This window comes from Paraburkholderia sp. GAS42 (genome assembly GCF_050436565.1).
Lineage (GTDB): Bacteria > Pseudomonadota > Gammaproteobacteria > Burkholderiales > Burkholderiaceae > Paraburkholderia.
This window is the reverse complement of sequence record NZ_JBNDML010000031.1, coordinates 42,971-69,459: the sequence shown is the minus strand read 5'-3', so window position 1 is coordinate 69,459 and position 26,489 is coordinate 42,971. Positions and strand designations below refer to the sequence as shown.

General features: G+C 59.5%; 25 protein-coding genes. 10 read left to right on the top strand and 15 right to left on the bottom strand.

The genetic code is table 11. The features are described from left to right. Nucleotides 1–306: 306 nt before the first annotated feature. On the bottom strand, nucleotides 307–2,244 hold the full coding sequence (locus P3T16_RS31810; protein WP_429345248.1) for a bifunctional sugar phosphate isomerase/epimerase/4-hydroxyphenylpyruvate dioxygenase family protein: 1,938 nt from the start codon (nucleotides 2,242–2,244) through the stop codon (nucleotides 307–309). 569 nt (nucleotides 2,245–2,813) lie between these two features. On the opposite strand from P3T16_RS31810, the gene P3T16_RS31805 reads away from it, so the two are divergent. Then, the gene (locus P3T16_RS31805) at nucleotides 2,814–3,428 is read left to right on the top strand and encodes an HAD family hydrolase (RefSeq protein WP_429255633.1); all 615 of its coding nucleotides are present in this window, start codon (nucleotides 2,814–2,816) and stop codon (nucleotides 3,426–3,428) included. A gap of 657 nt (nucleotides 3,429–4,085) precedes the next feature. Then, the gene (locus P3T16_RS31800; RefSeq protein WP_429345247.1) at nucleotides 4,086–6,245 is read left to right on the top strand and encodes a hypothetical protein; all 2,160 of its coding nucleotides are present in this window, start codon (nucleotides 4,086–4,088) and stop codon (nucleotides 6,243–6,245) included. 244 nt (nucleotides 6,246–6,489) lie between these two features. Here the strand turns inward: P3T16_RS31800 and P3T16_RS31795 are convergent, their stop codons facing one another. From P3T16_RS31795 to P3T16_RS31785, 3 genes are all read right to left on the bottom strand, one after another. After that, nucleotides 6,490–6,810 carry a DUF4148 domain-containing protein gene (locus P3T16_RS31795; protein WP_429255631.1) on the bottom strand — a complete coding sequence of 107 codons (321 nt, stop codon included), beginning with the start codon at nucleotides 6,808–6,810 and terminating at the stop codon, nucleotides 6,490–6,492. A gap of 400 nt (nucleotides 6,811–7,210) precedes the next feature. Then, complete coding sequence (locus P3T16_RS31790; protein WP_429345246.1) at nucleotides 7,211–8,788, bottom strand: aldehyde dehydrogenase (NADP(+)); 1,578 nt, start codon at nucleotides 8,786–8,788, stop codon at nucleotides 7,211–7,213. Continuing rightward, the gene (locus P3T16_RS31785; RefSeq protein WP_429345245.1) at nucleotides 8,785–9,426 is read right to left on the bottom strand and encodes an isochorismatase family cysteine hydrolase; all 642 of its coding nucleotides are present in this window, start codon (nucleotides 9,424–9,426) and stop codon (nucleotides 8,785–8,787) included. The genes P3T16_RS31790 and P3T16_RS31785 overlap by 4 nt, the downstream gene beginning before the upstream one ends. Before the next feature lie 290 nt (nucleotides 9,427–9,716). On the opposite strand from P3T16_RS31785, the gene P3T16_RS31780 reads away from it, so the two are divergent. Next, nucleotides 9,717–10,214 (top strand): winged helix-turn-helix transcriptional regulator, encoded by a 498-nt coding sequence (locus tag P3T16_RS31780; protein WP_429345244.1) that lies wholly within the window; start codon nucleotides 9,717–9,719, stop codon nucleotides 10,212–10,214. A 105-nt stretch (nucleotides 10,215–10,319) separates the two neighbouring features. Here P3T16_RS31780 and P3T16_RS31775 read toward each other — a convergent pair whose 3' ends face one another. The 5 genes from P3T16_RS31775 to P3T16_RS31755 form a co-directional block, all read right to left on the bottom strand. Then, the gene (locus P3T16_RS31775) at nucleotides 10,320–10,757 is read right to left on the bottom strand and encodes a YciI family protein (RefSeq protein ID WP_429345243.1); all 438 of its coding nucleotides are present in this window, start codon (nucleotides 10,755–10,757) and stop codon (nucleotides 10,320–10,322) included. Nucleotides 10,758–10,964: 207 nt separating this feature from the next. Beyond that, entirely contained in the window at nucleotides 10,965–11,657 is a 693-nt protein-coding gene (locus P3T16_RS31770) for a phosphatase PAP2 family protein (RefSeq protein WP_429345242.1), read from the bottom strand. A gap of 189 nt (nucleotides 11,658–11,846) precedes the next feature. Further along, entirely contained in the window at nucleotides 11,847–12,449 is a 603-nt protein-coding gene (locus P3T16_RS31765; RefSeq protein ID WP_429345241.1) for a phosphatase PAP2 family protein, read from the bottom strand. A 457-nt stretch (nucleotides 12,450–12,906) separates the two neighbouring features. Further along, nucleotides 12,907–13,653, bottom strand: coding sequence for an SDR family oxidoreductase (locus tag P3T16_RS31760; protein ID WP_429345240.1), 747 nt, complete (start codon nucleotides 13,651–13,653; stop codon nucleotides 12,907–12,909). A gap of 38 nt (nucleotides 13,654–13,691) precedes the next feature. After that, nucleotides 13,692–14,675 (bottom strand): aldo/keto reductase, encoded by a 984-nt coding sequence (locus tag P3T16_RS31755; protein WP_429255623.1) that lies wholly within the window; start codon nucleotides 14,673–14,675, stop codon nucleotides 13,692–13,694. A gap of 212 nt (nucleotides 14,676–14,887) precedes the next feature. Between P3T16_RS31755 and P3T16_RS31750 the strand changes: the two genes are divergently transcribed. Further along, nucleotides 14,888–15,844 (top strand): LysR family transcriptional regulator, encoded by a 957-nt coding sequence (locus P3T16_RS31750; protein ID WP_429255622.1) that lies wholly within the window; start codon nucleotides 14,888–14,890, stop codon nucleotides 15,842–15,844. Here P3T16_RS31750 and P3T16_RS31745 read toward each other — a convergent pair. Further along, the gene (locus P3T16_RS31745) at nucleotides 15,801–16,727 is read right to left on the bottom strand and encodes a LysR substrate-binding domain-containing protein (RefSeq protein WP_429255621.1); all 927 of its coding nucleotides are present in this window, start codon (nucleotides 16,725–16,727) and stop codon (nucleotides 15,801–15,803) included. The two genes, P3T16_RS31750 and P3T16_RS31745, sit on opposite strands and share 44 nt — an antisense overlap. 115 nt (nucleotides 16,728–16,842) lie before the next feature. Here P3T16_RS31745 and P3T16_RS31740 point away from each other — a divergent pair, with 115 nt between their 5' ends. Beyond that, nucleotides 16,843–18,009, top strand: coding sequence for a mandelate racemase/muconate lactonizing enzyme family protein (locus tag P3T16_RS31740; RefSeq protein WP_429345239.1), 1,167 nt, complete (start codon nucleotides 16,843–16,845; stop codon nucleotides 18,007–18,009). A 159-nt stretch (nucleotides 18,010–18,168) separates the two neighbouring features. After that, entirely contained in the window at nucleotides 18,169–19,530 is a 1,362-nt protein-coding gene (gene dctA, locus P3T16_RS31735; protein WP_429345238.1) for a C4-dicarboxylate transporter DctA, read from the top strand. A gap of 10 nt (nucleotides 19,531–19,540) precedes the next feature. Here the strand turns inward: dctA and mnmH are convergent, their stop codons facing one another. After that, a complete protein-coding gene (mnmH, locus tag P3T16_RS31730) occupies nucleotides 19,541–20,587 on the bottom strand; it encodes a tRNA 2-selenouridine(34) synthase MnmH (RefSeq protein ID WP_429345237.1) in 1,047 nt (348 codons plus the stop codon). An 84-nt stretch (nucleotides 20,588–20,671) separates the two neighbouring features. On the opposite strand from mnmH, the gene P3T16_RS31725 reads away from it, so the two are divergent. Beyond that, entirely contained in the window at nucleotides 20,672–20,968 is a 297-nt protein-coding gene (locus tag P3T16_RS31725) for a copper-binding protein (RefSeq protein ID WP_429345236.1), read from the top strand. 212 nt (nucleotides 20,969–21,180) lie between these two features. Next, on the top strand, nucleotides 21,181–21,768 hold the full coding sequence (locus P3T16_RS31720; protein WP_429345235.1) for a LysE family translocator: 588 nt from the start codon (nucleotides 21,181–21,183) through the stop codon (nucleotides 21,766–21,768). A 23-nt stretch (nucleotides 21,769–21,791) separates the two neighbouring features. Here the strand turns inward: P3T16_RS31720 and P3T16_RS31715 are convergent, their stop codons facing one another. The 3 genes from P3T16_RS31715 to P3T16_RS31705 all read right to left on the bottom strand — a co-directional run bounded on the left by P3T16_RS31715 (nucleotide 21,792) and on the right by P3T16_RS31705 (nucleotide 24,451). Then, nucleotides 21,792–22,619 carry an AraC family transcriptional regulator gene (locus tag P3T16_RS31715; RefSeq protein ID WP_429345234.1) on the bottom strand — a complete coding sequence of 276 codons (828 nt, stop codon included), beginning with the start codon at nucleotides 22,617–22,619 and terminating at the stop codon, nucleotides 21,792–21,794. 275 nt (nucleotides 22,620–22,894) lie between these two features. Further along, complete coding sequence (locus P3T16_RS31710; RefSeq protein ID WP_429345233.1) at nucleotides 22,895–23,143, bottom strand: hypothetical protein; 249 nt, start codon at nucleotides 23,141–23,143, stop codon at nucleotides 22,895–22,897. A gap of 240 nt (nucleotides 23,144–23,383) precedes the next feature. Continuing rightward, a complete protein-coding gene (locus P3T16_RS31705; protein WP_429345232.1) occupies nucleotides 23,384–24,451 on the bottom strand; it encodes an alkene reductase in 1,068 nt (355 codons plus the stop codon). Between the two features lie 101 nt (nucleotides 24,452–24,552). On the opposite strand from P3T16_RS31705, the gene P3T16_RS31700 reads away from it, so the two are divergent. After that, the gene (locus P3T16_RS31700; protein ID WP_429345250.1) at nucleotides 24,553–25,449 is read left to right on the top strand and encodes a LysR family transcriptional regulator; all 897 of its coding nucleotides are present in this window, start codon (nucleotides 24,553–24,555) and stop codon (nucleotides 25,447–25,449) included. Between the two features lie 48 nt (nucleotides 25,450–25,497). Here the strand turns inward: P3T16_RS31700 and P3T16_RS31695 are convergent, their stop codons facing one another. Beyond that, entirely contained in the window at nucleotides 25,498–25,743 is a 246-nt protein-coding gene (locus tag P3T16_RS31695) for a hypothetical protein (protein WP_429345231.1), read from the bottom strand. Between the two features lie 587 nt (nucleotides 25,744–26,330). Between P3T16_RS31695 and P3T16_RS31690 the strand changes: the two genes are divergently transcribed. Next, nucleotides 26,331–26,480 (top strand): hypothetical protein, encoded by a 150-nt coding sequence (locus P3T16_RS31690; protein WP_429345230.1) that lies wholly within the window; start codon nucleotides 26,331–26,333, stop codon nucleotides 26,478–26,480. Nucleotides 26,481–26,489: the final 9 nt, after the last annotated feature.

Sequence of the window (26,489 nt, the reverse complement as noted above, 5' to 3'; positions counted from 1 at the left end):
AACGACCCGGCCGCGCATGCGACCGGGTCGTCAAATCTCGACCTCACCGTTATACCGTTCGTTTCTTGAAGAAGGATCTTAACTGAACGGCATTAACGCTGTTGCGGGGTTCTGATTCCCAATCAAGCCGACGCTCGGGGATCCAGGCGTCGCATTTCGCGGACGCCGACAGGGACCAGCATCGTGGGCATCAGTAGCACTCGGGTCTAGATCGCTACGGCCTCGATCGAAGCCCAGGCCACACACGCCACAGACTAAACGTACGTTATTTTCGTTTTTCGAAGCGTCCCGGGCCGGGCGACGCCATCAATCAGTGCTTTGAGCCTGTGAAGCCATCCGTGCTGGCGCGTTGGTGGCGCCGTATCCATCATAGGCATCCACACGCTGCACGACTTCGAAGAAGAGGCCGTCGTTGACGCTCTCGGTGTAGATGTGGAGATAGTCGCCAGTCGGCGAACGATCGAACAATACCCCGGCACTTCGCATCCGCGCCAGCAGGCCTTCATCAAGATCGATGCGGGTGAGCAGGTCGTCGTAGTAGTTTCCGGATATCGGCACGAAGCGCACGCCGTTGGATCTCATACGCGTGACGGTGTCGAAGATGTCGTGGCAGTTCAATGCAATGTGGTGAACCGTTACACCGCCGCCGGCCGCCACCGTGCGTGCAGTGCGCGTCCTCTGACCGGGCGAAACGTTGAGTACGAGGCGCATGCTGCGATCCGCATTCGCCACGCCGCGGCTGCGAACGAGACCGAACGGGTCGGCCAGTTCGAGGCTCTCGCCCGGCTCCAGACCCAGCACCGCGCGCGAGAACAGAATACACGTATCCAGCTGATCGACCGCGAGTCCGAGCGCGACATGATCGATCTGTGCCAGACCCGTGTCTCGCGCCGTGCCATCGGGCTCGTCGTCGAGTACAAAATCGGCCTCATACAGCCCGTCCGTCCCGAGCGCCGAAGACACGAAGCTGATCAGGCTGCCGCCCGGCGAAATGATTGCGGGCACGTGCTGCTCGGACGGTCCCACAGGGCCGTCGTAACGTTTCGAATGCATCGCCGTCGCACGGCCCACCGCGCGTTCAGGGTCCGTGGTGCGCACGGCAATCGCGCATACGGACAGACCATGCGCTTCAAAACGGCGACGCGCAAATGAGTTCGGTTGAGCGTTGACGATCAGATTGATCTCGCCCTGCCGGTACAGCACGACGGCCTTCGAGCGATGTTTCCCCGCGCGACGGAAGCCCAGTTGCTGCAACAGTGTGCCGAACGCGGCTGCCGAGGCTTCGTCGGCGGCAAATTCAATGTACGCAAGTCCCGCGATATCCGGCAGCGGCGGTGGGCTATACAGTTCTACACGTTGCAGCACGCGCTGGCTTCGCTCGGCGAACGTCGCGTTGTCCACCTTGCCCTCAGGCGGCGAAGGCTGTTCGAGACGCTGGCGCACCTGGCTTTCGAGGTAAAGCAGCGAGCGCATGGCGTCGACGGCAATGCGGCGGTTGGGCGTCTCGCGAAAAACGTCGTTGAAGATCTCCAGCGACAATGGTCCGGTATAGCCTGCCAGTAGCACCTGCTCAAGGAAGTTCGCCATGTCGAATTGTCCCTGACCAGGGAACGACCGGTAGTGCCGGGCCCATTGCAGCACGTCCATCGACAGCAGCGGTGCGTCGGCCATCTGCAGGAAGAAAATCTTGTGCCCCGGGATCCCGGCGATACCGCTTGGGTCGTCTTTCAGCGACAGCGTATGAAAGCTGTCGAGGATAAGCCCAAGGTGCGGATGATCGGCACGCCGGACGATGTCCCACGCGTGTCCGTAAAGATTCGTTGCGCGTCCCCACGCGAGCGCCTCGAAGCCGACTCGCAGGTTGCGCGCAGCAGCACGCGCGGCCAGTTCATGCAACTGCGCCGCTGCGAGTTCCGGGTCGTCGATGGTGAGCGGCGACGTGTTCGAGCAGCACAGCATCATCGATACATCCAGTTCCTGCATCAGGTCGAACTTGCGCTCCGCTCGCTCGAGATTGCGCCGGAACTGTGCCTCCGGCATCCCTTCAAAATCCCGGAACGGCTGGTACAGGTCGATCGTCAGCCCGAGATCGGCCACCATTGTCCGCACTTCCGAAGCAGAGCCCTTGTAGTTGACGAAGTCGTTTTCGAAGAGTTCGATCCCGTCGAAGCGCGCGGCCGCAATGGCCTCGAGCTTTTCGGGCAGCGTCCCACTGAGCGATACGGTTGCAATAGTTCGGCGCATTATCTTTTTCAGCTCGATCAATCAAAGGCCGTTCGTAACTGGTTACGCGCTGGCGCAACGCGTCGGGTCACGGGGCCGTGTTTCAGTGTGTGGGTGCATCGTGTCTGCCGGAAGACCGGGGGCTCGGCGCGCCCTTGCAAGTTTAGTCAAGGATCGCGTTTGCCAGACACGTTGTCATTGATGCCTTGCAGCATCCATCCAGGTCTCCTTCGGATGTTTTCGTTAGACGTTCACGCTTCGGCCGCACAGGGTTTGGGGAGCGTGAAAGAGCCAGATTACTCCTGTCGGTCACGTACACAATGCGGCCAGAAGGAAAGTCATAATGCGCTGCCAGCCAATAATGGCAACTTTCCTGTGCTCCCACTCGCTTGTGATGTTCCGGAAACGCATGGGGACTGTGGCCATTTACGCGTTTGAAAGCGTTGCTGAGGCGCTTTCGGTTCGATAGGCCAACGATTGGGGCAAGGACTTCAGCTCGTAAAGGCACAATAGACACTTCCAGCCGTCTGAAGGCGCATTGCCGGATGGCAATGTCATTTCCCGGAAGCTCTCAACGCGGGGCCGACAACATGACAGCATCCATCACGCTAGTCCTGTTTGACATGGAGGGCGTACTGTCGCACTACGACCGCTCCGCGCGCGTAGAACATCTGTCGGCAGTATCAGGTCAGGCGCCTGACACTGTGCGTCACGCCATCTGGGGATCGGGCCTTGAAGCACGTGCTGACGCAGGGCTGATCAGCGATGACGAGTATCTGGGCGCACTGGGCGATCTGCTCAGCTGCCACATCACCCGCGACGACTGGCTGGCCGCTCGCCGCGCGTCGATCACACCCAACGCGGAAGTGCTTGCGCTCGCTGCAAGCGTGGCCGAACGCCACAAGGTTGCAGTGCTGACAAACAACTGCTGTCTGGTCACCGACCATATCGGTTTTCTGAATCCGCCAGTCGCGCAACTCTTCGGCCCTCATGTCTATGCCTCCGCTTCGTTCGGCGCAGCGAAGCCGGCGGCTCGGGCCTATCTGGGCTGTCTTGAACAGCTCGGTGTCAGCGCGGACGAAACCCTTTTCATCGACGACACGGACGCCAACGTAGCGGGTGCGATCGATGCCGGCCTTCGCGGATACAGGTTCGTCAGTGCCGATGCGTTGTTAGAGGAGCTGGAGCGTTACCGGTTGATGTAGCCGCGTGCAGGGGACTGAGCGGATCGCGGTATGTGACCCGGTAAGGCGGCAGGCGGGCCATAAGGCGCCAGACTGCCTGTTTGCCAGGACAACACCAGGACTGCCGGCTACAAGTCACAAGAGCTGTATTGCCAGTAATTGTGGATAACGTTTTCCTGATTTGGTCGGTTTCTCCATATGGCTATGGAAGGAAGGTTAAGCTGACGGTCTGCATACGTGTCGGGGTATCTACTGATGCCAGCTCGCCGGAAAACGATTGACACCTACCGCGTCGATTGTCTAAATTAACGAAAACGTTTTCCTAAGAAAGAGACACATTCTTTCGATGACGGGTGGATGCCGGGCCGTGGACAAGTTTTCAGGGAGATACAGGCTGTCCGAATTGGGAGAGCGGGGCGCCATGGCGCGACGCGACGTGGTTGAACCGCACCTTTCGCGAAACTGTTCTGACATGAGCCCACAGATCCTGACATCCGCGACATAGACAATTTGCAGTCCGTAATAAAAACCTCGAGCCTTCGCGGGCACGGCGGTCGCGCACGCGCGGAAATTAAGCCTTCCCGATGGCAGGAATGTTTCGCCCAAAGAAAGAGCTTGAAGGGTGGTGATACGAAGCTTGTCGTCTTTGACGCAAATTGAATTTAATAGGGAGACAAAATGCATCGACAGAAGAAATCCGCGCTTGCGATTGCGTTCGGTACACTTTCCGCACTCTTTATCGGCGGGTGTGGAGGTAGCAATTCAACAGGGACTACGGCTACGACTCCGCCACCACCCGCGATGGCGGCCAATTCCCTGCAGGCGATAGTCTACGGAGCATCTGACACTAGCGTCCCAGCGGGAGCAGGCGTACCCATTACCATGATGGGGCAAATGAGAGCGCTATTCGACCTTATTAAAAAATCGCCTGATTTCACGCAGGTGGTCATGGATCTTGGCGACGGCAGTCCCGTACATGTGCTCGATACCAACACGGGGGACAAATTCCTGCCCGGCAAGCTGGCCCTCGGCCTGTCATACATACTGATCGATATGAAAACGAAGGGTGATCCGAATTACGCGGATTACCTTGCGACATATCAAAAAATAACGGCCGCGATGATAACGCAGACAAGCGGCACCAATTATCTGTACGCAAACACTTCGTGGGGCGAATACTACTACCTGGTTACGCTCAATAATCTCAAGGCGCACGGTATGCTCAATGAAGTTTTCAGCGACGCCATGCTGGCGACGTTGCAAAACCGCCTGACGTTCTGTGACATGTTTGGCGCAGATGGAAGCGGAAAGACGAATACATGCCCCGCTACCGGCGTGCCGATCGACATTGCGTCACTTAACACCGCCCAGAATTACTATGCAGTGTCTTACGGCATTGCCGGACTGAGACAAAAGCTTGGGTGGAGTAATCCGACTTTCTCCTCCGCTACCGATCCGGCTGTGGCAACGATGGGTGCACGGGATGCGCTGCTTTACACGTTGACGAAACATATCAGAAACGACTCCTCTGGCGGATTTTCTGATGAAGCGTCGAACACTCATACTACCTACTATGATCAGGCGCGTTTCGATCGTTATAGCACCTTGCTCATTGGCGAAGTTGTCGAGCGAAGCATTGAAATGGATAATCTGGCTAACTTAACGCCGGAGTTGAAGGGATACCTCAGAAAATCTGTGGATCTCATACTTCCTCAACTGAATACCGATGGGCAGGGCTTCAACTACGGCCGGTCAATCGGTCCATACGGCGATTCGGCGTTTGTGGAAATCCTGACCGCGGCGGCAAACGCCGGCGTGCTGTCTCAACAGGAAATGCAGATCGCCTATTCGTTCATCTATAAGTCGGCTTATCGCTTCGATACATTCTGGTACGACCCAACATTGCCTACCCCGTCGGTGAATATGTGGGTTAAGGGTCGCGGAACGGATTCCTATCGGGGCAAACCCCGTGTGATGGGTGAAAACTTCAGTCTCCTGCATCAGTACATGTACGTGAATGCCTGGTGGAACAAGCTTGGTTTCGGCGGAAACGCACCCATGGCCGACACTGACTTCAAGACCTGGCTGGCTGCGTTGCCCCATTACACGCTCACCTGGTACAACGTGCCTGGCGATACCGCTCACCCGTATAGCGCAGCATTGATCACCGTGCGCGATGGAAAGCGCGTCATCAACCTGAACCTGAGCCAGGCACCGGACTACAACTCGTACACGCCGTATTACCCCGTACCGTTTTCCGACAAGTTGACCTATGGAACAACGGATCTCGGCTACGCATTACTGATTCCTCAGGTTTCGTACAACGGGAAGACGTACATTCCCGTGACGTATTTCAAGAATCTGAGTGTGCAGGAAAGTAACGGGCAGGTTGTAGTTTCCTTCGATACGACCAGGTTCAGGCAAGCCGTGAAGAATGCGACGTATACGACAGATATCGACCTGCAAGCGCATACGGTGTTGACGTTCGCTCAAGGCACGATCACGCGAACTGACACGTTGAGTTCGGGAACGCTCGCGGGAAATATCGCAATCGAGACTGATTTCACCTCGTTTGCCGATTTCCAGAGCACCACAGCCAACGGCGATGGTGTCTCGGTCACTTATGCGAATAGTAGTGCGACCAGTTATGGCACCACCGGGTTTGACAACTGTGCGCTGTCCAACTTTGACATGGCGGGTGGCGTAACCAATCCGTTGTCAACAACCCCGATCGGTCAGTTGCATTCGAATTTTGCTTGCAAGACAAATCCCTTTGCTCTGAGCGTTGGCACCAGCCGCACCTTCAGCTGGAGCCTCAAATACGCTGATTTGAGTTAATCGTGTAAAAGCGCCGGCCTTCTCACACGGGCCGGCGTTATGTCGTGTCCGCTTCAGTCTTCCTCGATGCCGACGATGAGCTCGGTCGAACCAGCCCGCGAGCAACGTCCCTGCCTTTGCAACGCCGTCGGCGTCACCAAGGCGGGCGGCGAGCATCTCGCACAGCGTGGCGAAACGGTTGTCTCGCTGCAGATGAAGCAGCGCTTCATGTTCGAGCGCATCGAGAGCCGGCACGCGGCAGCAGTCAGGGGTGCGCGTACACGGAATCGAGGCCGGCGATGCTCGCTACGGCTTTCGGCGCGCCAGCCTCGGTAGTTCCGGCGGTCGCTGAACCATATGCATTCACCGCGGCGTAATCCTGAGCATGGAGGCGTGCCTCGGCCGCTTCGATATTTCGCGGGTATTGGGTTTCATCGCTAGCTGGGTTGTACCCGGCCTTCTGCAGTTCGATGAGTTCCTGGCGCACGCTCTCGCGCGTCACAGGTCCATTCGACTGGGCGAACGAAGCGAAGGGAGTGGCGAGAACGGCGGTAACAGCGAGCAATTGAAAGAGCTTCATGGTCATACTCCATCCAGGGTTCAAGGTTTCGCAAACGAAGGTCTGCCTGTGAAGTCACAGAAACGGGCCGGATCGGTACGAAGAGGACGCGCGATGCATCCGTTTTCCACCGCTCCCACGCACAGTGCGAAAGATGTCTGGCGTTGACTACATTGAAACGCGCGGATGTATCTGGGTTTTGTCAGGAGCACGCCGCTGTGTATTGTTATGTATCTGCCGGCGGATCAGACGCACCACGAAACAAAATGCGGGTCTGGAAGTCCCCGGTTGCGGTACCGGCTTTTCTTCTGCGCACGCGTGCGTGGGCCTGCTACGCGGCTGTGTGTGGGGCGTGTTCGATGCGGAGAAGCCCGCGACCTTGCGGCGCGCAGGTCACGGGCTTGTTTCGCCTGATCGTCAGTCCGGATCAGGCTTTCGACAGCTCGCCATCGGTGAGTCGCCAGATGCCGCGCGGATTGTCATGCTTCAACGCTTCCGGCAACAGTTCATCCGGGAAGCCCTGATAGCACACGGGCCGCAGGAAACGCTCGATCGAACTCATGCCAACTGAAGTGAAGCGGCTATCCGACGTCGCGGGAAAAGGGCCGCCGTGAATCGTTGCGTATGACACCTCTTGCGGATGCGAGAACGCATTGACGACGATGCGCCCCGTGCGACGCTCAAGAACGGGCAACAGGCGGGCAGCGAGCGCATGATCGGCCGGATCGATCTGCATCGTTGCCGAGAGTTGTCCGCGGAACTGCTTTGCGATGGCGATCAGTTGCTCAACGTCCTTCACACGCACCAGTAGTGCAGCCGGGCCGAATACCTCGTCCGACAATGACGGATCATCGAGCATGCGTGTTCCCTCGACTTCGAAGAGAATCGATTGACCGTCCCACGCACCCTGCGCTTTGCCTCCCGCTGCGATGCGTTCTGCACCCGCGTTGCGCTGCCGCTCTACATTCTTGCGATACGCCGTGCAGATGCCGGGTGTCAGCATCGTACGAGCCTGCATCGCTTCGACACGGGCGATCATCGCCCGCTTCAGGTCGGTGTAGCCAGGACCATCGATAGCGAGCAGGATCGCGGGCTTCAGGCAGGCCTGACCCACGGTAACCAGCATGCGCTCGGTGAAACCATCGCCGATATCGGCGCCGCGCGCAGCCAGCGCAGCCGGAAGCACGAAAGTCGGATTGACGCTCGTCATTTCGGTAAAGACCGGGATCGGGTCCGGACGTTGCTGTGCACGCCGGAATAACGCCATCCCACCGCCTTCCGAGCCCGTGAACGTCACACCCTTGATCAGCGGATGATCGACCAGCGCCTCGCCGATTTCATTGCCGCCACCGCGGACCAGAGAAAACACGCCTTCGTGCAGGCCCGAATCTTCCACGGCCTGCCGGATCACACGGCCCATCAGTTCTGACGCACCGGGATGCGCGTTGTGCGCTTTCAGAATGACGGGGCACCCAGCGGCCAGCGCCGACGCGGTATCGCCACCAGCAACCGAATACGAGATCGGGAAATTGCTTGCGCCAAAGATCGCGACGGGACCTAGCGCGATCTTCTGCAGGCGATGATCCATCCGCGGGCGCGGTTGACGCTCCGGCTGGGCGGGATCGATCGTTGCCTGGCGGAAGCGTCCTTGACGGACAACGGTCGCGAACTGGCGAAACTGGGTCGCAGACTTCGCGGCTTCCGCCTGGAGTTGTGCGACGGGCAAGCCGGTTTCGAGCGACGCGCGTTGCGCGAGGTTCGGCGTGATGGCGTCGAGTCCAGCGGCAATGCGTTCAAGGAACGCGGCGCGCCCGGCAAGGCTCGTGTTGTTATAGCTGTCGAATGCGTCGTCGGCGAGTTGTGCTGCGCGGTCAACTTCTGCGATTCCGCCAAACGCGAAGGACGGTTCGATCTCGACATTCGTCGCGGGATTCAGCGCCTTCATGCTGCCGGCGGTGGCGGACACTTCCTGCGCGCCAATGAGCAGATTGCCGTTGAGCTTCACGATTTGTCTCCCTGCGATTCAGGAAGTGCGCCAATCAGCTCGGCCGTTGTCAGGATTTCGTGAGCGAAGGTCGGGCCGTTCAGTTCGTGCGCGGCGTGCATCATTTCCCTGGTATAAGCGGCCGTTGCATCGCGCACGAGCGTGACGTGATAACCCAGTTCCGTGGCATAGCGGCTCGTGGATTCAATGCATGTATTGGCAAGCAGACCGACGACGATCACGTGCGTGATGCCTTGCTGTTTCAGCTGGAAGTCGAGATCGGTGTTGGCAAAGCCGCTTGCGCCCCAGTGTTCCTGGATGACGATGTCGCCTTCCTGCGGCACGAAGTCAGGATGCCATTCGCCGCCCCACGTTCCTTTTTCAAAGGTGTGACGTTGCTGAACGAGACGCTGAGTCGGACTCGGATGATCCCAGTTGTCGTAATCGCCGGGTTGCCAGCGACGATGCGGCACGTAGAAGACCTGGATATCGGCCTCGCGCACGGCGGCGACCGTGGCGCGGAGATTGTCCAGCAGGCGGACGTCGTCGGCGATGGCCTTGATCATCGGAAACACCTTCCCGCCCTTCGAGAGAAAGTCGTTATACGGGTCGACCAGCAACAGGCCGGTGCGCTCCGCGCGATACACAGGGTTAGTCATTTCAGTACTCCAGTCAGAAAGTGCAGGCGAACCGGTCGCGTTTCGCAGGCCGCAGGCGCGCTGCTTTTGTCGGACGATTCGTGACGTCTCACGCATCGCATAACGTGAGTGGAGCATATAGCTATGAAAAACATAGTGTCAAGTACGATGCGGGTTTTAGGGCGATTTCGTCGTGACGGTCGGCAGATTGGCACGCGTTCCGTCAAGCGGCGATGGCCCGCATGTGCGTATGCACGTGCAGCGCGCGTTGTGTTACTATGAAATTAATAGTTATCTCGTGGAGAGCGGTCGTGGTACGTGTCGCGGAGAAGACAGATACGGTATGCCCGGTGGCGCGGTCGCTGGATATCGTGGGTGATCGATGGACCGTCCTGGTCCTCAGAGAGTTGTACATGGGCGCAACGCGCTTCGAAGAGATACAGATTCAGACGGAAGCGACGCCGCAGATGGTGGCAACCCGTCTGAAGTCGCTCGAGGCAGATGAAATGATCGAGCGTCATCCGTATAGCGAGAAGCCACTACGCCATGAATATCGTTTGACGGAGAAGGGGCGGTCGTTTTATCCCGTCATTCATGCGCTGCGTGCGTGGGGCGAAACGTGGTGCAAGGACGAGAGCGAAGAGATCGCGGTGCGTTTCACGCATCGTCAATGTGGTCACGATGTGGGTCTGGGCAGCGTATGCCCGAAGTGCGGTATCCAGGTTGAACGGAAAGATCTGGATGCGTCGCTCAGCAGTCAGTTTGCGAACGAACGCACAGAACGGCACGCTGCGTTCAAAAGGAAATAGGGCCCTGATCAGCCCGGTGCCCACTCCGGGCTGGAAGCCAGCTTCGTATCCGTGATCGCTTCCACAATCGCTTCCACGAAGCGTCAGCAAGCCAGCTATCTCGCGTCAACGCGGCCTGTTCGCTGCGGCTTCGACCTCGGCGCGCAGATGCTCTTCCCTGGCCCGCAACTCGGGCGTGAGTTCTGCACCGAAATCGGCGGCTTCGAACAGCGGGCGGATTTCGATTTCGGAGTCGCCTTCCATGGGGTTAGGGCAGCGCCTGACCCACTCGACCGCCTCCTCCATTGACTTGACCTGCCACAGCCAGAACCCGGCGACGAGTTCTTTGGTCTCCGTGAACGGCCCATCGATCACCGTCCGCCGGCTGCCCGAGAAGTGCACCCGTTTGCCCCGGGCGCTCGGGCGCAGGCCCTCGCCGGCAAGAAGCACACCTGCCTTGACGAGTTCTTCATTGAAGCTGCCCATTGCGGCAAGCAGCTCCGTGTCCGGCATTGTGCCGGCCTCTGACTGGCTCGTCGCCTTCACCATCACCATGACTCGCATTTCGTCTCTCCTTGAGTGAGTTGCGGGAGCCGCACGGCCCGGAAGTCGATTCAGAATCGACGGGCGGCTCTGACACCACAACGAATCGAGATGCCGGAAATCGACACCGTCGTCAAAAGACGTGGCGCACGCAGATCCCTTTCCCCGGCGCGTTGCGAGCGCCACGCTCAGTGCAGGAAGCGATGGTGTTGTCGCAGTCCCGGGTCGTCACAATGCTTTTGCGGCCGACTGCACGAGCTGGAGCAGGTCGTCGAACTGGGTGATCAGCTCAAAACAAAGGAGAAACGCCAACATATAGCTGGGCCCGGGAAACCTGTGAATCGATCGGAGGATGGGCACGGCATAACGCGTTCTGACGGCGTCGCGTGTCATGACCCAGGTGATAGCAATCCCGATCGCCGCCCCCGCAAGCACGTCCGTTGGATAGTGAAAGCCGAGATACGCACGCGGCAGGCATATGAAGATCGCGACGTACAACAGCGCGAGTATGCCGACCCGGCGCCAGACGAGAAAAATGCCGGTCGCGACCGACATCCACAGCATCGCGTGATCGCTCGGAAAGGAGCTCCAGGTTCGCTGCACGGACTCGCGTACAAAAGCCATTGGAAAGTGCAGGTGCAGGTCGGGGTTATAGATAGGCCGCACCCGAAACGGCAGGTAATGAGCGAGGAGCCTTCCGGTTGCGAGCGACAGAAGGCCGCTCACAATCGTCGCGATGACCATCTCACGCTGCCATTCAGTGCGTTGACTGGGCTGGAACCAGATCCACCACAAAATGGGTACGAGGACGAAACCTTTGAATGTATAAAGACCCGCGATCACCCTGATCGCGTGGTTAAGCACGGAGCTGAGTTCGATTTGTGTGAGGAAAATCTGGATTGCGGTATCGAAACTGTTCATCTTCGGCTTCTCCTCCCGGATTTATAGCTTTAAGAATGCCTGGTCAGCGGAAGCTGGCGCGCGAAGTATGCCACCCCAAAAGTCATAAAAAAGGCACAAAAAAAGCGTTCGTGGGCAAGGGCGGTGAACGGATTTAAGGGTCGGTTGAATCAGACAGCGGCGTAGTTTCACCGCATGGTCAGGAATTCTTCACGAGGGCAGCCAGCCACGATCAATCGGCCACGCGAGCAGTCTGCGGTACAGCATGAGCACCCAGCGCATCACCACAGTGCCGCCCAGCTGCCAGACCGGCATGATGAACAGGAACGCGACGCATGCGACAGCGACAGCACCCGCCATATCGAACGGGAAATGGACACCGACAAACACGCGCGCCCACGCAACTGCGATACCGGACAGCAGCGTGAGCAGGCCGTACCGCCGCAGACCATCTGACAACAAGGTCAAGGCGACACTCGCGAACACGGTCCCATGGTCGCTCGGGAACGACGAGTCTGTCGCGTGCGGCAAAAAGGTATGGCCGAGTCCGATCATCGACGGTCGGGGATGTTGCCAGACAAGGCCAATGATCTGATTAATGCCGAGAGCGAGCAGGGTGACGCAACACGCGCGGACTGCGATGCCGCGCTGACGCTCGTCGCCGGAGAGCCATATCGCTACGAGTGACAGCGGAACGAGATAGATGAGGTAATCGGCGATCAACCGTGCCACGTCGATTTGCCACACGGGCGTCGAGGCCGTGGCGTTGATCATCAGAAAGAGCGCCTGATTGAACGCTTCGAGTGAATTCATGTCGTGAGTGCGTTGAGGGACGTTTTATCAATGACAGGCAGCCTGGAGCGTTCCACAATCGTCGCGCGCCCCATGCGCACAGGCGATGCAACACCCAGACTACCGCCGGGCGATCTTAGCGGGTGAACCTTATGAAATGCTTAGGCGGGCGCGACCGATGGGATCGTCGCGGTGAACAGTCGGGCTTGCCGGCGGCGCCGGGGCCACAGGCGCGCGGAGCAACCGCGACGCCCGCACGGTTCAGGCGTGCTTCGTGAAGGTGAAGTCGTCGAGGGTCGCGCCAGCGAAGTAGGTGGCGGGTTTGCGATCGATCCCGTACGCAGCGTCGTCGAGCACGAACTCCGCTGCGTTGTCGTAAGGTCGCGCTCAGTGATAGCAGGAAAAGCCTGAACACCGGCACAGAGGACGTGCGCCTGCCTCAGAAGAGGGTTGCCCGGGTACCGCAATCGCACCGCAGTTAGAGTTCCTGGCGCGTGGGCCGGAACAGGATCTCGTTCACATCGACTTCTGGCGGCTGACTGATCGCGAAGCTAACCGTCCGCGCGAATGATTCGGCAGGGATCGCATACTCCTGATAGAACTTGTGGATGTTGTCGGCGACATCGGGCTCGGTGATGCTGTCCGGGAGTTCCGTGTCCACCGCGCCTGGTGAGATCACGGTCGTGCGGATGTCATAGGGCTTGACCTCCTGACGCAGCCCTTCGGACAGCATGAGCACGGCACTTTTGGTGGCCGCATAGACGGCGCTGCCGGGCCGCACCTTATGCCCGGCTACCGACGAGACATTGATGATGTGACCTCCCTTCTGCTGCTTCATGTAGGGGAGTGCCGCAGCGATGCCGTACAGCACGCCCTTGATGTTCACGTCGATCGTCCGGTTCCAGTCCTCGATCTTGAGCCGTTCGAGCGGCGAGTGCGGCATCAGCCCGGCATTGTTGATCATCACATCGACGCGCCCAAAGGTCTGCACCGCTGTGTCGACCAGTCTCTTGACCTCGTCGTAGCGGGTGACGTCGGTGCCCACGGCGACGGCCTTGCCGCCGCCGCGGATCAACTCATCCGCCAGTGATTGAATGCGGTCGACGCGCCGTGCGCCCAGCACAACGCTTGCCCCCTGTGCGCACAGATGCCGGGCGGTCGCCTCGCCTAAGCCACTGCTCGCGCCCGTGATCACGACGACCTTGCCTTCAATGTTGCTGCTCATGGTTTCAACTCCTACTTGTTGCTGCTGCAGCAGGCAGGTTAGCGATCGACGCGCTGCTGAAGGTGCGCCGGGTAGCGGTCGCCCACGACCTTGATCTGCCGCAGTGCTGCTTCGATGGCGGACAGATCGTCAGCCGACAGTTCGACAGCGGCCGCGCCGACGTTCTCTTCGAGTCGATGCAGTCTGGTGGTGCCCGGGATCGGCACGATCCACGGCTTTTGCGCGAGCAGCCAGGCGAGCGCGATCTGCGCCCGCGTGGCGCTCTTGCTGTCGGCGATCTTGCCGAGCACGTCGACGAGGCCCGCATTGGCTTTGCGATTTTCCTCGGAGAAGCGCGGTACGACGTTGCGGAAATCCGTTTTGTCGAACGTCGTGTCCGCGTCGATCGCGCCGGTCAGGAAGCCTTTACCGAGCGGACTGAAGGGCACAAAGCCGATGCCGAGTTCTTCGAGAGTCGGCAGCACACTTTGCTCCGGCTCGCGCCACCAGAGCGAATACTCGCTCTGCAATGCCGCCACCGGTTGCACGGCGTGCGCACGGCGGATTGACTGCGCGCCCGCTTCGGACAGACCGAAGTGCCTGACCTTGCCTTCCTGGATCAGATCCTTGACGGTGCCGGCCACCTCTTCGACCGGCACGTTCGGATCGACACGATGCTGGTAAAACAGGTCGATGCAATCGGTCTTCAGACGCTTCAGCGATGCCTCGGCTACGGCACGGATGTGCTCAGGGCTGCTGTCGAGCCCCTTGCTCGAGTCACCGTCCTTGAAGCCAAACTTCGTGGCGATCACCACCTGGTCGCGAAAGGGCGCAAGGGCCTCGCCGACCAGCTCCTCGTTGATGAACGGGCCATAGCATTCGGCGGTGTCGAAGAATGTGACGCCCTGCTCGAAAGCGGTGCGAATCAGCTTGATGCCTTCCGACTTTTCAGTGGCCGGGCCATAGCCGAAGCTCAGGCCCATGCAGCCAAGGCCGATCGCCGATACCTCAAGACCGCTGTTTCCCAGTTTGCGCTTTTCCATACTCTCTCTTCCTTGAAATGTCGCAGGTAGAGCTTTGCCGTGAGTCGAGCACTGCGATCACGCCTTCGAAGGCGAACCCTGGCTGCGCGAGCATCGCTGCCTGCCGACGCCTGACATGCGCCAGGCCGTAATTGAATTCATGCAGTGTAGGTTGCTGTACACCGTTCAACAATCTGGCTACCATTGCACGGGGAGATGAGTAAAATTCAACTATGTTGCGCGCTGGCCTGTCCGAACTGACTGCTTTCATTGCCATCGCTGACCAGCGAAGCTTTCGCGCGGCTGCACGCATACTGGGCGTGTCGCCTTCGGCGCTGAGCCATTCGATGCGGGGACTGGAGGCGCGACTGGGCGTACGGCTGTTCAATCGCACGACCCGCTCCGTCGCGCTGACGGAAGCGGGGGAGCAGCTTCTGCTTCGCGTGAGACCGGCAATCACCGATCTCGAAGAGGCGGTGAACCAGGTGGCGTCGGCAAACGACCGGCCGTCAGGCTCGATCCGGATCAGTGCTTCGGAGGCGGCAGCAAGACAGCTTGTCGTCCATGTCCTTCCAGACTTTCTCGATGCCTATCCTGACATTCATGTCGAATTCGTCGTGGACACGCGGCTCGTGGATATCGTGGCCGACGGCTTCGACGCCGGCATACGCGTTCTTGGCGACGTACCGCGCGATATGATCGCCATCCGGTTCGGGCCCGACATGCGCTTCGCCGCAGTGGCATCACCCGACTATCTGTCGCGCCATGCGTTGCCGAAAGCGCCTCACGATCTGGCGCAGCACCGGTGCATCCGTTTCCGCTTCGAGAGCGGCGCGCTGTACCGCTGGGATCTGGAACATCGCGGCAAAAGCGCGAGCGTCGATGTCGACGGGCCAATGACCCTGGGCAATCTGAATCTGATGGTCGACGCGGCACTGGCCGGTATCGGCATCGCCTGGGTCCCGGAAACGCACGTAGCAGAGCACGTGGCGTCGGGCCGGCTCATCCACCTGCTGCCTGAATGGAGTCCTTCCTTTCCGGGTTTGTGTCTTTACTATCCGGCTAACCGGCACCCGCCGACCGCACTCAGGTTGTTCGCGCAAGCGGTGCGCGAGTGGGCGAACCGCCGGCAGGCGAATCCGGCTTCTACAATGAAGCGGCCTGTGAAGCAGGTGCAACGGGCATCTTGAAGCGCTCGACAAGGAAATCAATAAACGCTCTTGCGCGCGCGGACTGATTCCGCCTGTTCGGGTAGTAGACGAACAGGTCCGCCGATGGCTGGACGAACTCTGGGAGAACAATTCGCAGCCTTCCGCTCTCCAGATACTTCGCAAGATCCCATTCCGAACGCACCAATATGCCGTGGCCGTCCAGCGCCCAGCCGAGGACGATATCTCCGTCGTTACTCGACAGCGCGCCCTGAACTTTTACGACTTCGCTGTGACCGTTATGCATCAGACGCCAGACTCCATAAGCATCGTCGTTCTGACGGTGGATGATGCACTGGTGGTCTGAGAGGTCGGCAAGACTCGCAGGTGTGCCATGCAGTTCCAGATATCGCGGCGATGCGCAGAGGAACCTTCGATTCGACATGACGCGCCGCGCATTGAGTCGCTTGTCGGGCAGCGAACCGAAGCGGATCGCCAGATCGACACCACTTTCTACAAGATCGATCGGCCGGTCCGTGACGTCAAGTTGCACTTCAACATGCGGATAACGCCTCGCGAACTCGGAGACGAGCGGGGCGATCGTAGTACGCCCGAACCCCAGCGTCGCGTTCACGCGCAGCAGTCCCCTCGGCACTGACCGGCTGGACGAAACGGCATCCTCCATCTCTCGCACCTCGGCCAGAATCCGCGCCGCGTGGTGCAGGTAGGTCTCACCTTCAGTGGTCAGGCTAATACTGCGCGTTGTCCTGTTGACCAGTCGCACGCCGAGACGCGCCTCCAGCTGAGCCAGCCGTTTGGTCGCGGCAGGCGGCGTCAGATCGAGTTCGCGCGCGGCCGCGGACAGGTTTCCGTGTCGCGCAAGCAGTACGAAAAACTCGAGATGGGAGGCGATGTCAGTTTTCACTGAAAGTTAATAAAGAAGTGATTTTCAGTGAATCATAGCGCCACTTTTCGCGAATAACCTAGCGACTCCTACAGCCCGTTGCATCGACAACGCGCGATGCCATCAGGAGACATCCATGAGAATCGTTGAGATTCGCGAAAAGACCGTGCCGATCAGTTCACCGATCCGCAATGCCTATATCGACTTCAGCAAGATGACGCTGAGCCTTGTCGCCGTGGTGACGGACGTCATTCGCGACGGCAAGCCGGTGGTCGGATACGGCTTCAACTCAAACGGCCGCTATGGCCAGGGCAAGTTGATGCGCGAGCGGTTCATTCCGCGCCTGCTCGAAGCCGACCCGGCCACACTCGTCAACGATGCTGGCGACAACCTCGATCCGCACAGGATCTGGGCCACGATGTTTACGAACGAGAAGCCGGGCGGTCACGGCGAGCGTTCAGTCGCCATCGGAACAATCGACATGGCGGTATGGGATGCCGTGGCAAAGATCGAAGGCAAACCGCTCTTCCAGTTGCTGGCGGATCATTACGGCAATGGTCAGCCTGACCGCAGGATCTTCGTGTACGCCGCCGGCGGTTACTACTATCCGGGCCAGGATCACGAAAAGCTCAAGGACGAAATGCGCAGCTATATCGACCGGGGCTACACGGTCGTGAAGAAGAAAATCGGCGGTGCATCGCTCGACGAAGACCTGCGCCGCATCGATTCGATCCTGAGCGTGCTCGGCGACGGCCAGAAGCTGGCCGTCGATGCCAACGGGCGATTCGATCTCGATACGGCCATTCAATACGCGAAGGCGCTGTCGCAGTACGACCTCTTCTGGTACGAGGAACCCGGCGATCCACTCGACTTCGAGCTGCAAGCTACGCTGCGCAACTACTACGACAAGCCGATGGCGACCGGCGAAGACCTGTTTTCGATGCAGGACGCTCGCAACCTCATCCGCTATGGCGGCATGCGCCCCGACCGCGACTGGTTGCAGTTCGACTGCGCGTTGAGCTATGGACTGGTTGAGTACCTGCGTACGCTCGACATGCTGCGTCAGCACGGGTGGTCGCCGAGCCGCTGCATCCCGCACGGCGGCCACCAGATGTCGTTGAACATCGCGGCTGGCCTGGGGCTGGGCGGCAACGAATCCTATCCGGATCTGTTTCAGCCGTACGGCGGGTTTCCCGACGGTGTCAAGGTTGAAAACGGTTACATCACCATGCCCGACCTGCCCGGGATCGGCTTTGAAGGAAAGGCCGATCTCTTTGCCGAGATGCGAAAGCTGTCCGCATAAGCGGTCAGCCCACAACCGCGCCGACCCTGAGCGTCGGCGCAGCGTCCATAAAACCTGAAAAAGACGCAGGCGAAATCCGGCCGTGCTGACCGCAGCGGTTGACCCCGCTGCGGGTGCTCGCCCGATTTTATTAGAAGACGCCACGCATAGGAGACAGTCATGCGGGTTTCAAAGATCGGAAAATATCTTTCCAGGCTCTATGTACAGGTTCTTATCGGGATCATTGCCGGCATCCTCGTCGGGCATCTGTATCCGGACATTGGCTCTCAGCTCAAGCCGCTCGGGGATCTGTTCATCAAACTGATCCGGATGTTGCTTGCTCCGATCATCTTCGCGTCGGTCGTTGTCGGCATTGCCCGCATGAGCGACCTTCATCAGGCTGGGCGCGTTGGCATCAAAGCGGTTCTTTACTTCGAGGTCGCATCGACGATTGCGCTTGCGATTGGCCTTGTGGTCGTCAATATCATCAAGCCCGGCAGCGGCATGAACATCGATCCCGCCCATATCGACAGTTCGGCCATTGCCAGTTACACCCATGCGGCGCAACAGCACGGGATGCTCGATTTCTTCATGAGTATCGTCCCGAACAGCATTGTCGGCGCGTTCGCGAACGGGGAGATTCTGCCGATCATCTTCTTCTCGCTCCTGCTCGCAATCGCCCTTGCCAGGCTGGGTCCGCGCACCGCGCCGTTTGTCGACATGCTCGACATGTTCCTGCAGGGCATGTTCGGCGTGGTTCGAATTGTGATGTATGTCGCACCCGTCGGCGCTTTTGGCGGCATGGCGTTCACCATCGGCAAGTATGGAATTGGCACGTTGGCATCATTCGGTCAATTGATGCTCTGCCTTTACCTGACCTCAATCTTCTTTGTGGTCGTCGTGCTCGGCGTCGTCATGCGCATGTGTGGACTTTCGCTGTGGAAGTTTCTCCGCTACATCAAGGACGAAATCCTCATCACGCTCGGCACCGCGTCGACCGAAGCGGTTCTGCCGCAGATGCTCATCAAAATGGAGAAGATGGGCTGCTCGCGACCTGTCGTCGGGATGGTGTTGCCCACGGGTTACACATTCAATGCCGATGGAACCGCCATTTATCTGACGATGGCGACTATGTTCATTGCGCAAGCCATGAATATTCACCTGACGATCTGGGATCAGCTACTCGTGATGGGCGTCCTCTTGCTGACCTCCAAGGGTTCCGCAGGTGTGGCCGGAGCCGGATTCGTCGCATTGGCTGCTACCCTGGCCACGATGCACAAGATTCCTGTGTCCGGGTTGGTGTTGTTACTGGGCGTTGACCGCTTCCTCAACGAGGCCCGGGCAGTCACAAATCTGATCGGCAACGGCGTTGCGACCATTGTGGTCGCGCGATGGGAGGGTGCGCTCGACATGAAGACGGCGCGAGCGATGCTCAGCCGGGATGCTGACACAGGCATCGATGCGCTGGAGCCAGTTGGACAGGATCCCGCAGGTCAGCGAACGCCGGCACGAGAACCCATCGTTCCATCCAGGCTTCACTGATCCGGTTGAGTCAGGAAAGGCGTGCGAGCAGCGTCCGCGCCTGTTCGAGAATGTCGGCATCGACGGGGCGCAGCGTAAAGCGTGTCGCGTCGGCCAGTTTCGCGAAGTTCTTGCCGGTGCTGCGCGCGTACGCGGGATCGTAGTGCAGGTCGATCAACTGCTCAAAGAGTTCTTTCCTGCGTCCTTCGTACAGCAACGTGTGCCATTCGCGGATTCGGGCATGACTATGCAGGCCTGCGAGCTTCGAGAGTTGCGACTTGAACAGATCGACGTTCTCAAACAGGTGCGCGTAGTCGTCGAGAAGCAACCGGATGCGGTCGTCGCGTGTTGTTTCGAGACTGACACACGTTCCGTCATGGATCTGATTGGTCAGCGCTGCCGGCAATGAGAGCGTGCCGATCCTTCGGCTTTCCGCTTCGATGAAGACCGGCCGGTTGGCGTCGAGGCGGCGGAATGCGGCAACCAGAGCGGAGTCGAATGCCTTTTGCGAGGGCTGCTGGCCGTGAGGCGGCAAGCCGAGAACCGATCCCCTATGGCATGCGAGTGCCTCGAGATCCAGGGTCTGCGCGTCGGCCTCGGCAAGTGCCTGCAGCAGACGCGTCTTGCCACTTCCTGTATTGCCCGTCAGAACCATATAACGGTACCGCTGCGGCAGCGTTTCGAGTGCCGCGACAACATCGCGACGATAGCTCTTGTAGCCGCCCTCCAGCTGACGTGCACGCCAACCGATCATGTTAAACCACGTCGTCATCGAAGCTGAGCGTTTGCCGCCGCGCCAGCAATAGATCAGTGGCCGCCAGTTGCGTGGACGATCCGCGAATGTCGTCTCCAGATGCTTCGCGATATTGCGGGCCACCAATGCGGCGCCAAGTCGTGTCGCTTCGAAGGGAGATACCTGCTTGTACATGGTACCGATCGTGACGCGCTCCTCGTTGGATAGCACGGGAGCGTTCAAGGCGTCGGGGATATGGTCTTCAGCGAACTCGAGTGGAGTCCGGACGTCGATGACTTCGTCGAAGTCGGTCGCACGATCAAGCGATACACTAAACGCGTTCAAGGCTGTAGCAAATCAAAGTGGTGGCGTCGCCGGAAATAAGCGTGATGTGATTATCGCACGCGGGGTGCGTCATACACGGCATGCATGCTGGAAGCGTCCCGCGCGCGTATGCGTGCGCTGTCGATTCCAGACGGCGTCGGCGCGGCCCTGGACCGGACCGGCAAGGCCGATGCGGAGGTCAGGAAGGTGGACCCTGAGACTGGCGTGGTCACGCTGAAGCACGGCGCGTTGGACAACGTTGGCGTGCCGCCGATGACGATGGCATTCAAGGCGAAGGATGCTGCGATGATCAAGCAGATCCACGAGGGCGACAAGGTCAAGGTCCGCGTCGAAAACGTCAACGGCACCCTGACCATCGTAAAGCTGGAAAAACAGCCTTGACGCGGTGACGCTTCGGTACTTGCAGGCTCGCCGGGTGCCGGGAAGGCATTCGGCGGACACCGGTTCGTGGCGCAGGTGAGGGAATATAGCGCTGCTCCAGGCATCGGCTGACGATACCGCACGTGGCAAGTGGGCCGCGCAGGGTGATTTTATTCAATACACCCAGTTGCTGATCGCCTACCTTCGGATCGTCGTTCACTTCCGAAAACCACATGAATCAGCTCTTGTCGATGTCAGCGTTCGCGCTCGCCTGTTCAATTACTCCGGGTCCGGTCAACATTGTTGCGTTAAGCACTGGCGTGCGCCGTGGAGCCCATGCCGCGATGCTGCATGTGACCAGCGCGACCGTTGGCTTCACATTACTGCTTTTGCTGGTCGGCCTTGGTCTCCACCGGATTCTTGCGCGCTGGCCGCAATTGACGCACGTCATTCAGTGGGCGGGCGTCGCGTTCTTGTTGTACATGGCCTGGCAGCTCGCCCGCGACGACGGTACGCTCACCGCTGACCACAGCGATGACAGACCATCGCTCGTGTCGGGCGCGGTGATGCAATGGCTCAACCCGAAAGCATGGCTCGCGTCTATAGCTGGGATGGGCGCTTACGCAGCAAACGGCGACAGCCTCATGGTGTGGCGCTTTACGGCGCTATATTTCGCGATTTGCTATGCGTCGCTTTCTTGCTGGGCGGTGGCGGGAACGTTGCTGCGCCGGCATTTGTACGAGCCGTCGCGCGTGCGGCTTTTCAATCGCGCCATGGCTCTCCTGCTCGGCGGCAGCGCGATCTACTTGCTAAAAGGTTAGCGGTCCGCGAACAACGTTGTGGATCAACCGCGATACTGGCCCGGTGTGGCCGCGACAAGCTGCCGGAACGCACGATGCAGATGCGCCTGGTCGGCGAAGCCGGCATCGGCAGCGACTTCGGCGATCGGGCGGCCCCGCTTCAACAGGACTCGACTAAATTCGATGCGGCAATTGATCAGGTACGCGTGTGGCGTTATTCCATAGCGCACCTTGAACGCGCGGATCAGATATGACGCCGACAACTGCGCTGCCGCACAAATTTCGTCGAGCGACAGCGATCGCGTGCAGTGCGCGCGGATGTATTCCGCTGCGCGCGCGAGCTTGGGGTTCGTATTCCGTGCCTGCGCGGGCGCGGGATTCAGCCAACGGTGAGTATCGTCAAAAAACTCGACGATGGAGCTGTGCTTTTGCAACGTGTCGGCGAACTCATCAATGAGCGTCGTGTAGAGTCGGTCAAGCCCGGCATAGAGCGCGGGCTGCCAGCTGGCCGCTGTCGAGAAAGCACGGAAGCCCTGGTTTTCGCTAAAGCCGATCTCGTGCTGAAGGGAAGTTAGCCACTCAGTGTCGACATGCAACATCCGATAGGACCACGGTTGGTCGTCGAGCGGATTGCATGCATGTACGTCTTGCGGATTCATCAGCACTACTGCGCCCCGGCCCACTCGCTGACGCACACGGCCGTTCTCATAGATACTCTCGCCGCCAGTCACCGCGCCGATCGAAAACGTCTCGTGAGCGTGTCGCGCGTAGCAGATCTCGCGGCCGTCATCGATCGCTCGGGCTTCGATGAACGGTAGCGCGGCATCTCGCCAGAAACGGGGAGCCGGTGCGCAAACAGGGGATAACGCCACAGATGGTTCCTTTGAGTCTTCGATGAGCCTTGCGCTACTTTGACGACGCTGGGTATGGACGCGCGGCATCGCCGGATTTTATCGTGAATTGCTGCGGATTCGATCGTGGCGTCGACTGTCCGTTTGGGTCAGCTGGGTAACGTGCGGACTGGTGTCGCTATGGCTGCAGTCCGACGCGCGGCGCGCGTTTAGCTTCGCGCGCGACAAGGGTTACGTCAAGCCTGCTGGTGACCCGAGCCAAAGCCTGCAGATCGCGGCGGCCCCCATGACGCAGTTCAAGCCGCAAGCCGATAACCGGTCATCGACGGTCGGGCGATCCGGGGTGGAAATACGCACCAGCAGCCGTCCTCGTGCCGAAAGAAAAAGATTGCACGCGAGTTGCCCGGAGCTGAAGCCTCGACGTGCACATAGCGCCTGCTGTCTCCACGCATGCGACCAAACTGAACTACACGGATCCGCATGGCCGGAGCGGGTGCAAGCCACTTTTCGACCAGATAATGAAGGGACTTCCCGGCGGTGTTCATGACCCTCTCCTGCGACCTCGCTCACGCTGCCGGAGGCTCGAGTGCGGCGACCGAAGCACTGCGTGAGTGGTTGATTAGAGAGTAGGACCATCTAACGATTCGCGATAGTTAATGTTTTTAACATTAACTATAATCAAAACACTATGTATTTTTTTGCCCTGCGAGCCCGGCGTAGCCCAACCGGCTGGGCTACGCATGCATCTCAGATGCGCGGATACGCATGGATGGGAAGAGCGCGGTTCATCGTGCATTCTCCAGAATGGGATAGTCGATATAGCCGTTCGGACCGTCTGAATAGAAGGTGTCGCGCTCAAGCATATTGAGCGACGCACCCGTCAAAAACCGTTGCAGCAGGTCCGGGTTGGCGAGATACAGGCTGCCGAAGACGGCGGCATCGGCTTCGCCCTCCTCAATGAGCGATTGAGCGTGCTCTTTGTTGAGGCCGCCGCCGTAGAGGAGTGCGCCATCGAATAACGGTTGCAGAAGCGCACGGTAATTGAACGTGCTCTGGGTCCGGGCAACGTGCAGATAGGCCAGCTTGAGCACGGCAAGCCGCTGGACCAGATACTGGTATGTTTCCTGGGGCGAGGCATCGCTCACGCTGTTAAAGCCCATTTCCGGCGCGATCTTGATGCCGACCCGATCGCTTCCTGCTTCATCCGCCATGGCCGTCAACACTTCGAGTACGAAGCGCGCGCGGTTGGCGAGCGAGCCGCCGTAGCGGTCCGTCCTCTGATTTGTTCCCGACGACAGGAACTGCTCCGGCAAATACCCCGAGGCTGCATGCAGTTCGACGCCGTCGAAGCCTGCTTCCAGTGCGTGACGCGTGGCTCGCCGGTAATCCTCGACAATGCCCGGGATTTCTTCGGTCTCCAGTGCGCGTGGCACGACAAAGTCCTGCGGCCCGGATGCGGTGAACACCTTGCCAGCCGCCGCAATCGCCGAAGGCGCGACAGGCGTCGCATGACCCGGCAGGAGATCCGGATGCGAGACGCGTCCGCAATGCATCAGTTGCAGGAATATCAGGCCGCCTCTGGCGTGAACCGCATCGGTGACGCGCTTCCATGCCTCGATCTGCGCAGCGGAATGGATGCCTGGCGTACGTACGTATCCTTTGCCCATCGGCGACGGGAAGGTGCCTTCGGTAATGATCAGTCCCGCATCCGCGCGCTGTGCGTAGTACTGCACGGCGAGGGAGGAGGGCGTGCCCGACGTGTCGTCAGCACGTGATCGTGTCATCGGCGCCATAACAAGGCGATTGCGCAGCGTATAGCGTCCGATGCGGATGTTTTCGTAAAGAGCATTCATGTCGATTCCTTGGGTTGGGGTGTATCGACACGATGAACTGATCCATCAGAGAGATAAAGACCTATAATTGAATACAGTGATCCATCAGTGGAGCAATGAGCGTGGAATTGCTGAGCTACATGCGCCTGTTTGTCGAGGTGGCGCGTACGAAGAGCTTTCGCCGCGCGGCAGATGCGCTGGATATGCCGAACTCGACACTTTCGCGTCACATCGCGGAGCTGGAGAAGTCAATCGGCCTGCGGCTATTGCACCGGTCGACGCGCAAGGTCGAGCTCACCGAGGCGGGAGAAGTCTATTTCAAGCGCTGCCAGAGCATCGTGGAGGAAGCGCGCATTGCCCATGAGTCGTTGCTGGATGTCGCGGAACGCCCCAGTGGCACGCTGCGTGTGTCGATGCCCGTCGACCTCGCCACCGGTTATCTCGCACCGATCATCGCGGACTTCGCGAAGACGTACCCGCTGGTCGCTTTCGAGTTCGACACGTCGCCGCGCCCTGTCGATCTGCAGACGGAGCCCTTCGATCTTGCGATCCGCATCGGTCCGCCGCCCAAGGCGCCGTCGACGCTCGTCGCGCGGCCGATCGGAGTGCTGCCGCGCTATCTGTACGCGTCGCCGGAGTATCTGAGGAGCGCCGCGCCGCTCACGCACCCCAACGATCTCGACAGACACGTGGTGTGCATCGTGGAGGGGGCGACGAGGCTGGGTGAAGTTGCGAGGACGTTCTATCGCGGCGACGAGTCAGTCGACGTGACAGTCGGGACACGCTTTGCGATGAACAGCGTCGCGCTGAGCCGCGCGCTGGCGATGCGAGGTGTCGGGCTCGCCGTGCTGGACGACGTGCTCGCGCTGGACGACGTCAAGCTGGAGCGCCTCGTTCGTGTGCTGCCCGACTGGAGTCTTGCGCCGCTTCAGGTGCACGCGATCACGGAAACCCGCTTGTTACCGGCAAGAACGCGTTTGTTTATCGATTTCGTGAAGGCAAGACTGCGTGAGTCTTAAGCGGATTTTTCAGTTCACGGCCTGAGCGATTCCGGGTCCGCGCCTTGTTCACCGATCCGGAAATTCAGCCGTTGATTGAGTTCCGTCCGCGCACATCGACGCGATGAACGCGGCGACGGTCATCCGATAGCGGCGTTCTCGACGAATGCCCGGCGTCGTGCGGTCGATATCGGTTAGCACGACAGTGTTGCCATCTACCGATGCCTCGAGGCGCATTGCGCGAATCTCGCGTCCAGATGTGCCGTCCGTTTCCGACATAAGCATCATCGTGCCTGTCGCACCGTGAACACGCATGGTGGTCTCCTTCAATTTTCCAGCTCAGCTCAAGCGCACGACGGCACTGGCGATGCGCGAACTTCGCTGATTCCCTGTTGCAGGTGAGGTCGCAAACGGCGGTGAAAGCCGTTATCGGAACGCTGTGAAAGCTCGATGTCCCCGGAGCAATCTGCGAAGCGGCGCGATCCACGTATCGTACGCAGCTGAAATGCGAGCGTCAATATGAATGAGAACGATTTGCATATGCATTATTGGACTGCAATGTTCTTGTCGTCGGTTGCGCGCGGTTGGGTTGATTGCCCTTGCCATTCGCCGCTTCCTCCCGTTCTGAATCACGGCGACCCATGATCTGCCGAATAGCGGCACGCCGCCGCCGCTCCCTTGCACGCTCTCTGCGGCGCCGCAGCTACGCCTGCCTGGGGGTGGCGCCATCCTTAAGATTTCCTTCAGGATGCGTCGATACTATGCCAGGTTGAATGCTCTGTATGGCGCACTGTCGCGAGTGCAGGGACGCTGTGCAACCGTTAGCGCATCACAACGCTGGCGCGAGCCCACCCATGGAAAGCACGGCCGGATTTCGCCGTGCGTATCGCGAGGCCATGCCTATGAAGTCAGTTACTGCCGATATGCTGCGAGCCCGGTTGACGGCGTTCTCCCTCACAACCACGGGTATCGAAGCCGCCACGTTGCAGGCGCTTCCCGTCATTCCTCATCTGCGCTTCACCGGCAGCCCGTTTGTACTCGTCGGACGCTAGCGGAAACAG

Coding starts and splice junctions, on each gene's coding strand:
- P3T16_RS31810 (WP_429345248.1), bottom strand. CDS start 2,244: ATGCGCCGAACTATTGCAACCGTATCGCTCAGTGGGACGCTGCCCGAA.
- P3T16_RS31805 (WP_429255633.1), top strand. CDS start 2,814: ATGACAGCATCCATCACGCTAGTCCTGTTTGACATGGAGGGCGTACTG.
- P3T16_RS31800 (WP_429345247.1), top strand. CDS start 4,086: ATGCATCGACAGAAGAAATCCGCGCTTGCGATTGCGTTCGGTACACTT.
- P3T16_RS31795 (WP_429255631.1), bottom strand. CDS start 6,810: ATGACCATGAAGCTCTTTCAATTGCTCGCTGTTACCGCCGTTCTCGCC.
- P3T16_RS31785 (WP_429345245.1), bottom strand. CDS start 9,426: ATGACTAACCCTGTGTATCGCGCGGAGCGCACCGGCCTGTTGCTGGTC.
- P3T16_RS31775 (WP_429345243.1), bottom strand. CDS start 10,757: ATGCGAGTCATGGTGATGGTGAAGGCGACGAGCCAGTCAGAGGCCGGC.
- P3T16_RS31770 (WP_429345242.1), bottom strand. CDS start 11,657: ATGAACAGTTTCGATACCGCAATCCAGATTTTCCTCACACAAATCGAA.
- P3T16_RS31765 (WP_429345241.1), bottom strand. CDS start 12,449: ATGAATTCACTCGAAGCGTTCAATCAGGCGCTCTTTCTGATGATCAAC.
- P3T16_RS31760 (WP_429345240.1), bottom strand. CDS start 13,653: ATGAGCAGCAACATTGAAGGCAAGGTCGTCGTGATCACGGGCGCGAGC.
- P3T16_RS31755 (WP_429255623.1), bottom strand. CDS start 14,675: ATGGAAAAGCGCAAACTGGGAAACAGCGGTCTTGAGGTATCGGCGATC.
- P3T16_RS31750 (WP_429255622.1), top strand. CDS start 14,888: ATGTTGCGCGCTGGCCTGTCCGAACTGACTGCTTTCATTGCCATCGCT.
- P3T16_RS31740 (WP_429345239.1), top strand. CDS start 16,843: ATGAGAATCGTTGAGATTCGCGAAAAGACCGTGCCGATCAGTTCACCG.
- dctA (WP_429345238.1), top strand. CDS start 18,169: ATGCGGGTTTCAAAGATCGGAAAATATCTTTCCAGGCTCTATGTACAG.
- P3T16_RS31725 (WP_429345236.1), top strand. CDS start 20,672: ATGCTGGAAGCGTCCCGCGCGCGTATGCGTGCGCTGTCGATTCCAGAC.
- P3T16_RS31720 (WP_429345235.1), top strand. CDS start 21,181: ATGAATCAGCTCTTGTCGATGTCAGCGTTCGCGCTCGCCTGTTCAATT.
- P3T16_RS31710 (WP_429345233.1), bottom strand. CDS start 23,143: ATGAACACCGCCGGGAAGTCCCTTCATTATCTGGTCGAAAAGTGGCTT.
- P3T16_RS31705 (WP_429345232.1), bottom strand. CDS start 24,451: ATGAATGCTCTTTACGAAAACATCCGCATCGGACGCTATACGCTGCGC.
- P3T16_RS31695 (WP_429345231.1), bottom strand. CDS start 25,743: ATGCGTGTTCACGGTGCGACAGGCACGATGATGCTTATGTCGGAAACG.
- P3T16_RS31690 (WP_429345230.1), top strand. CDS start 26,331: ATGAAGTCAGTTACTGCCGATATGCTGCGAGCCCGGTTGACGGCGTTC.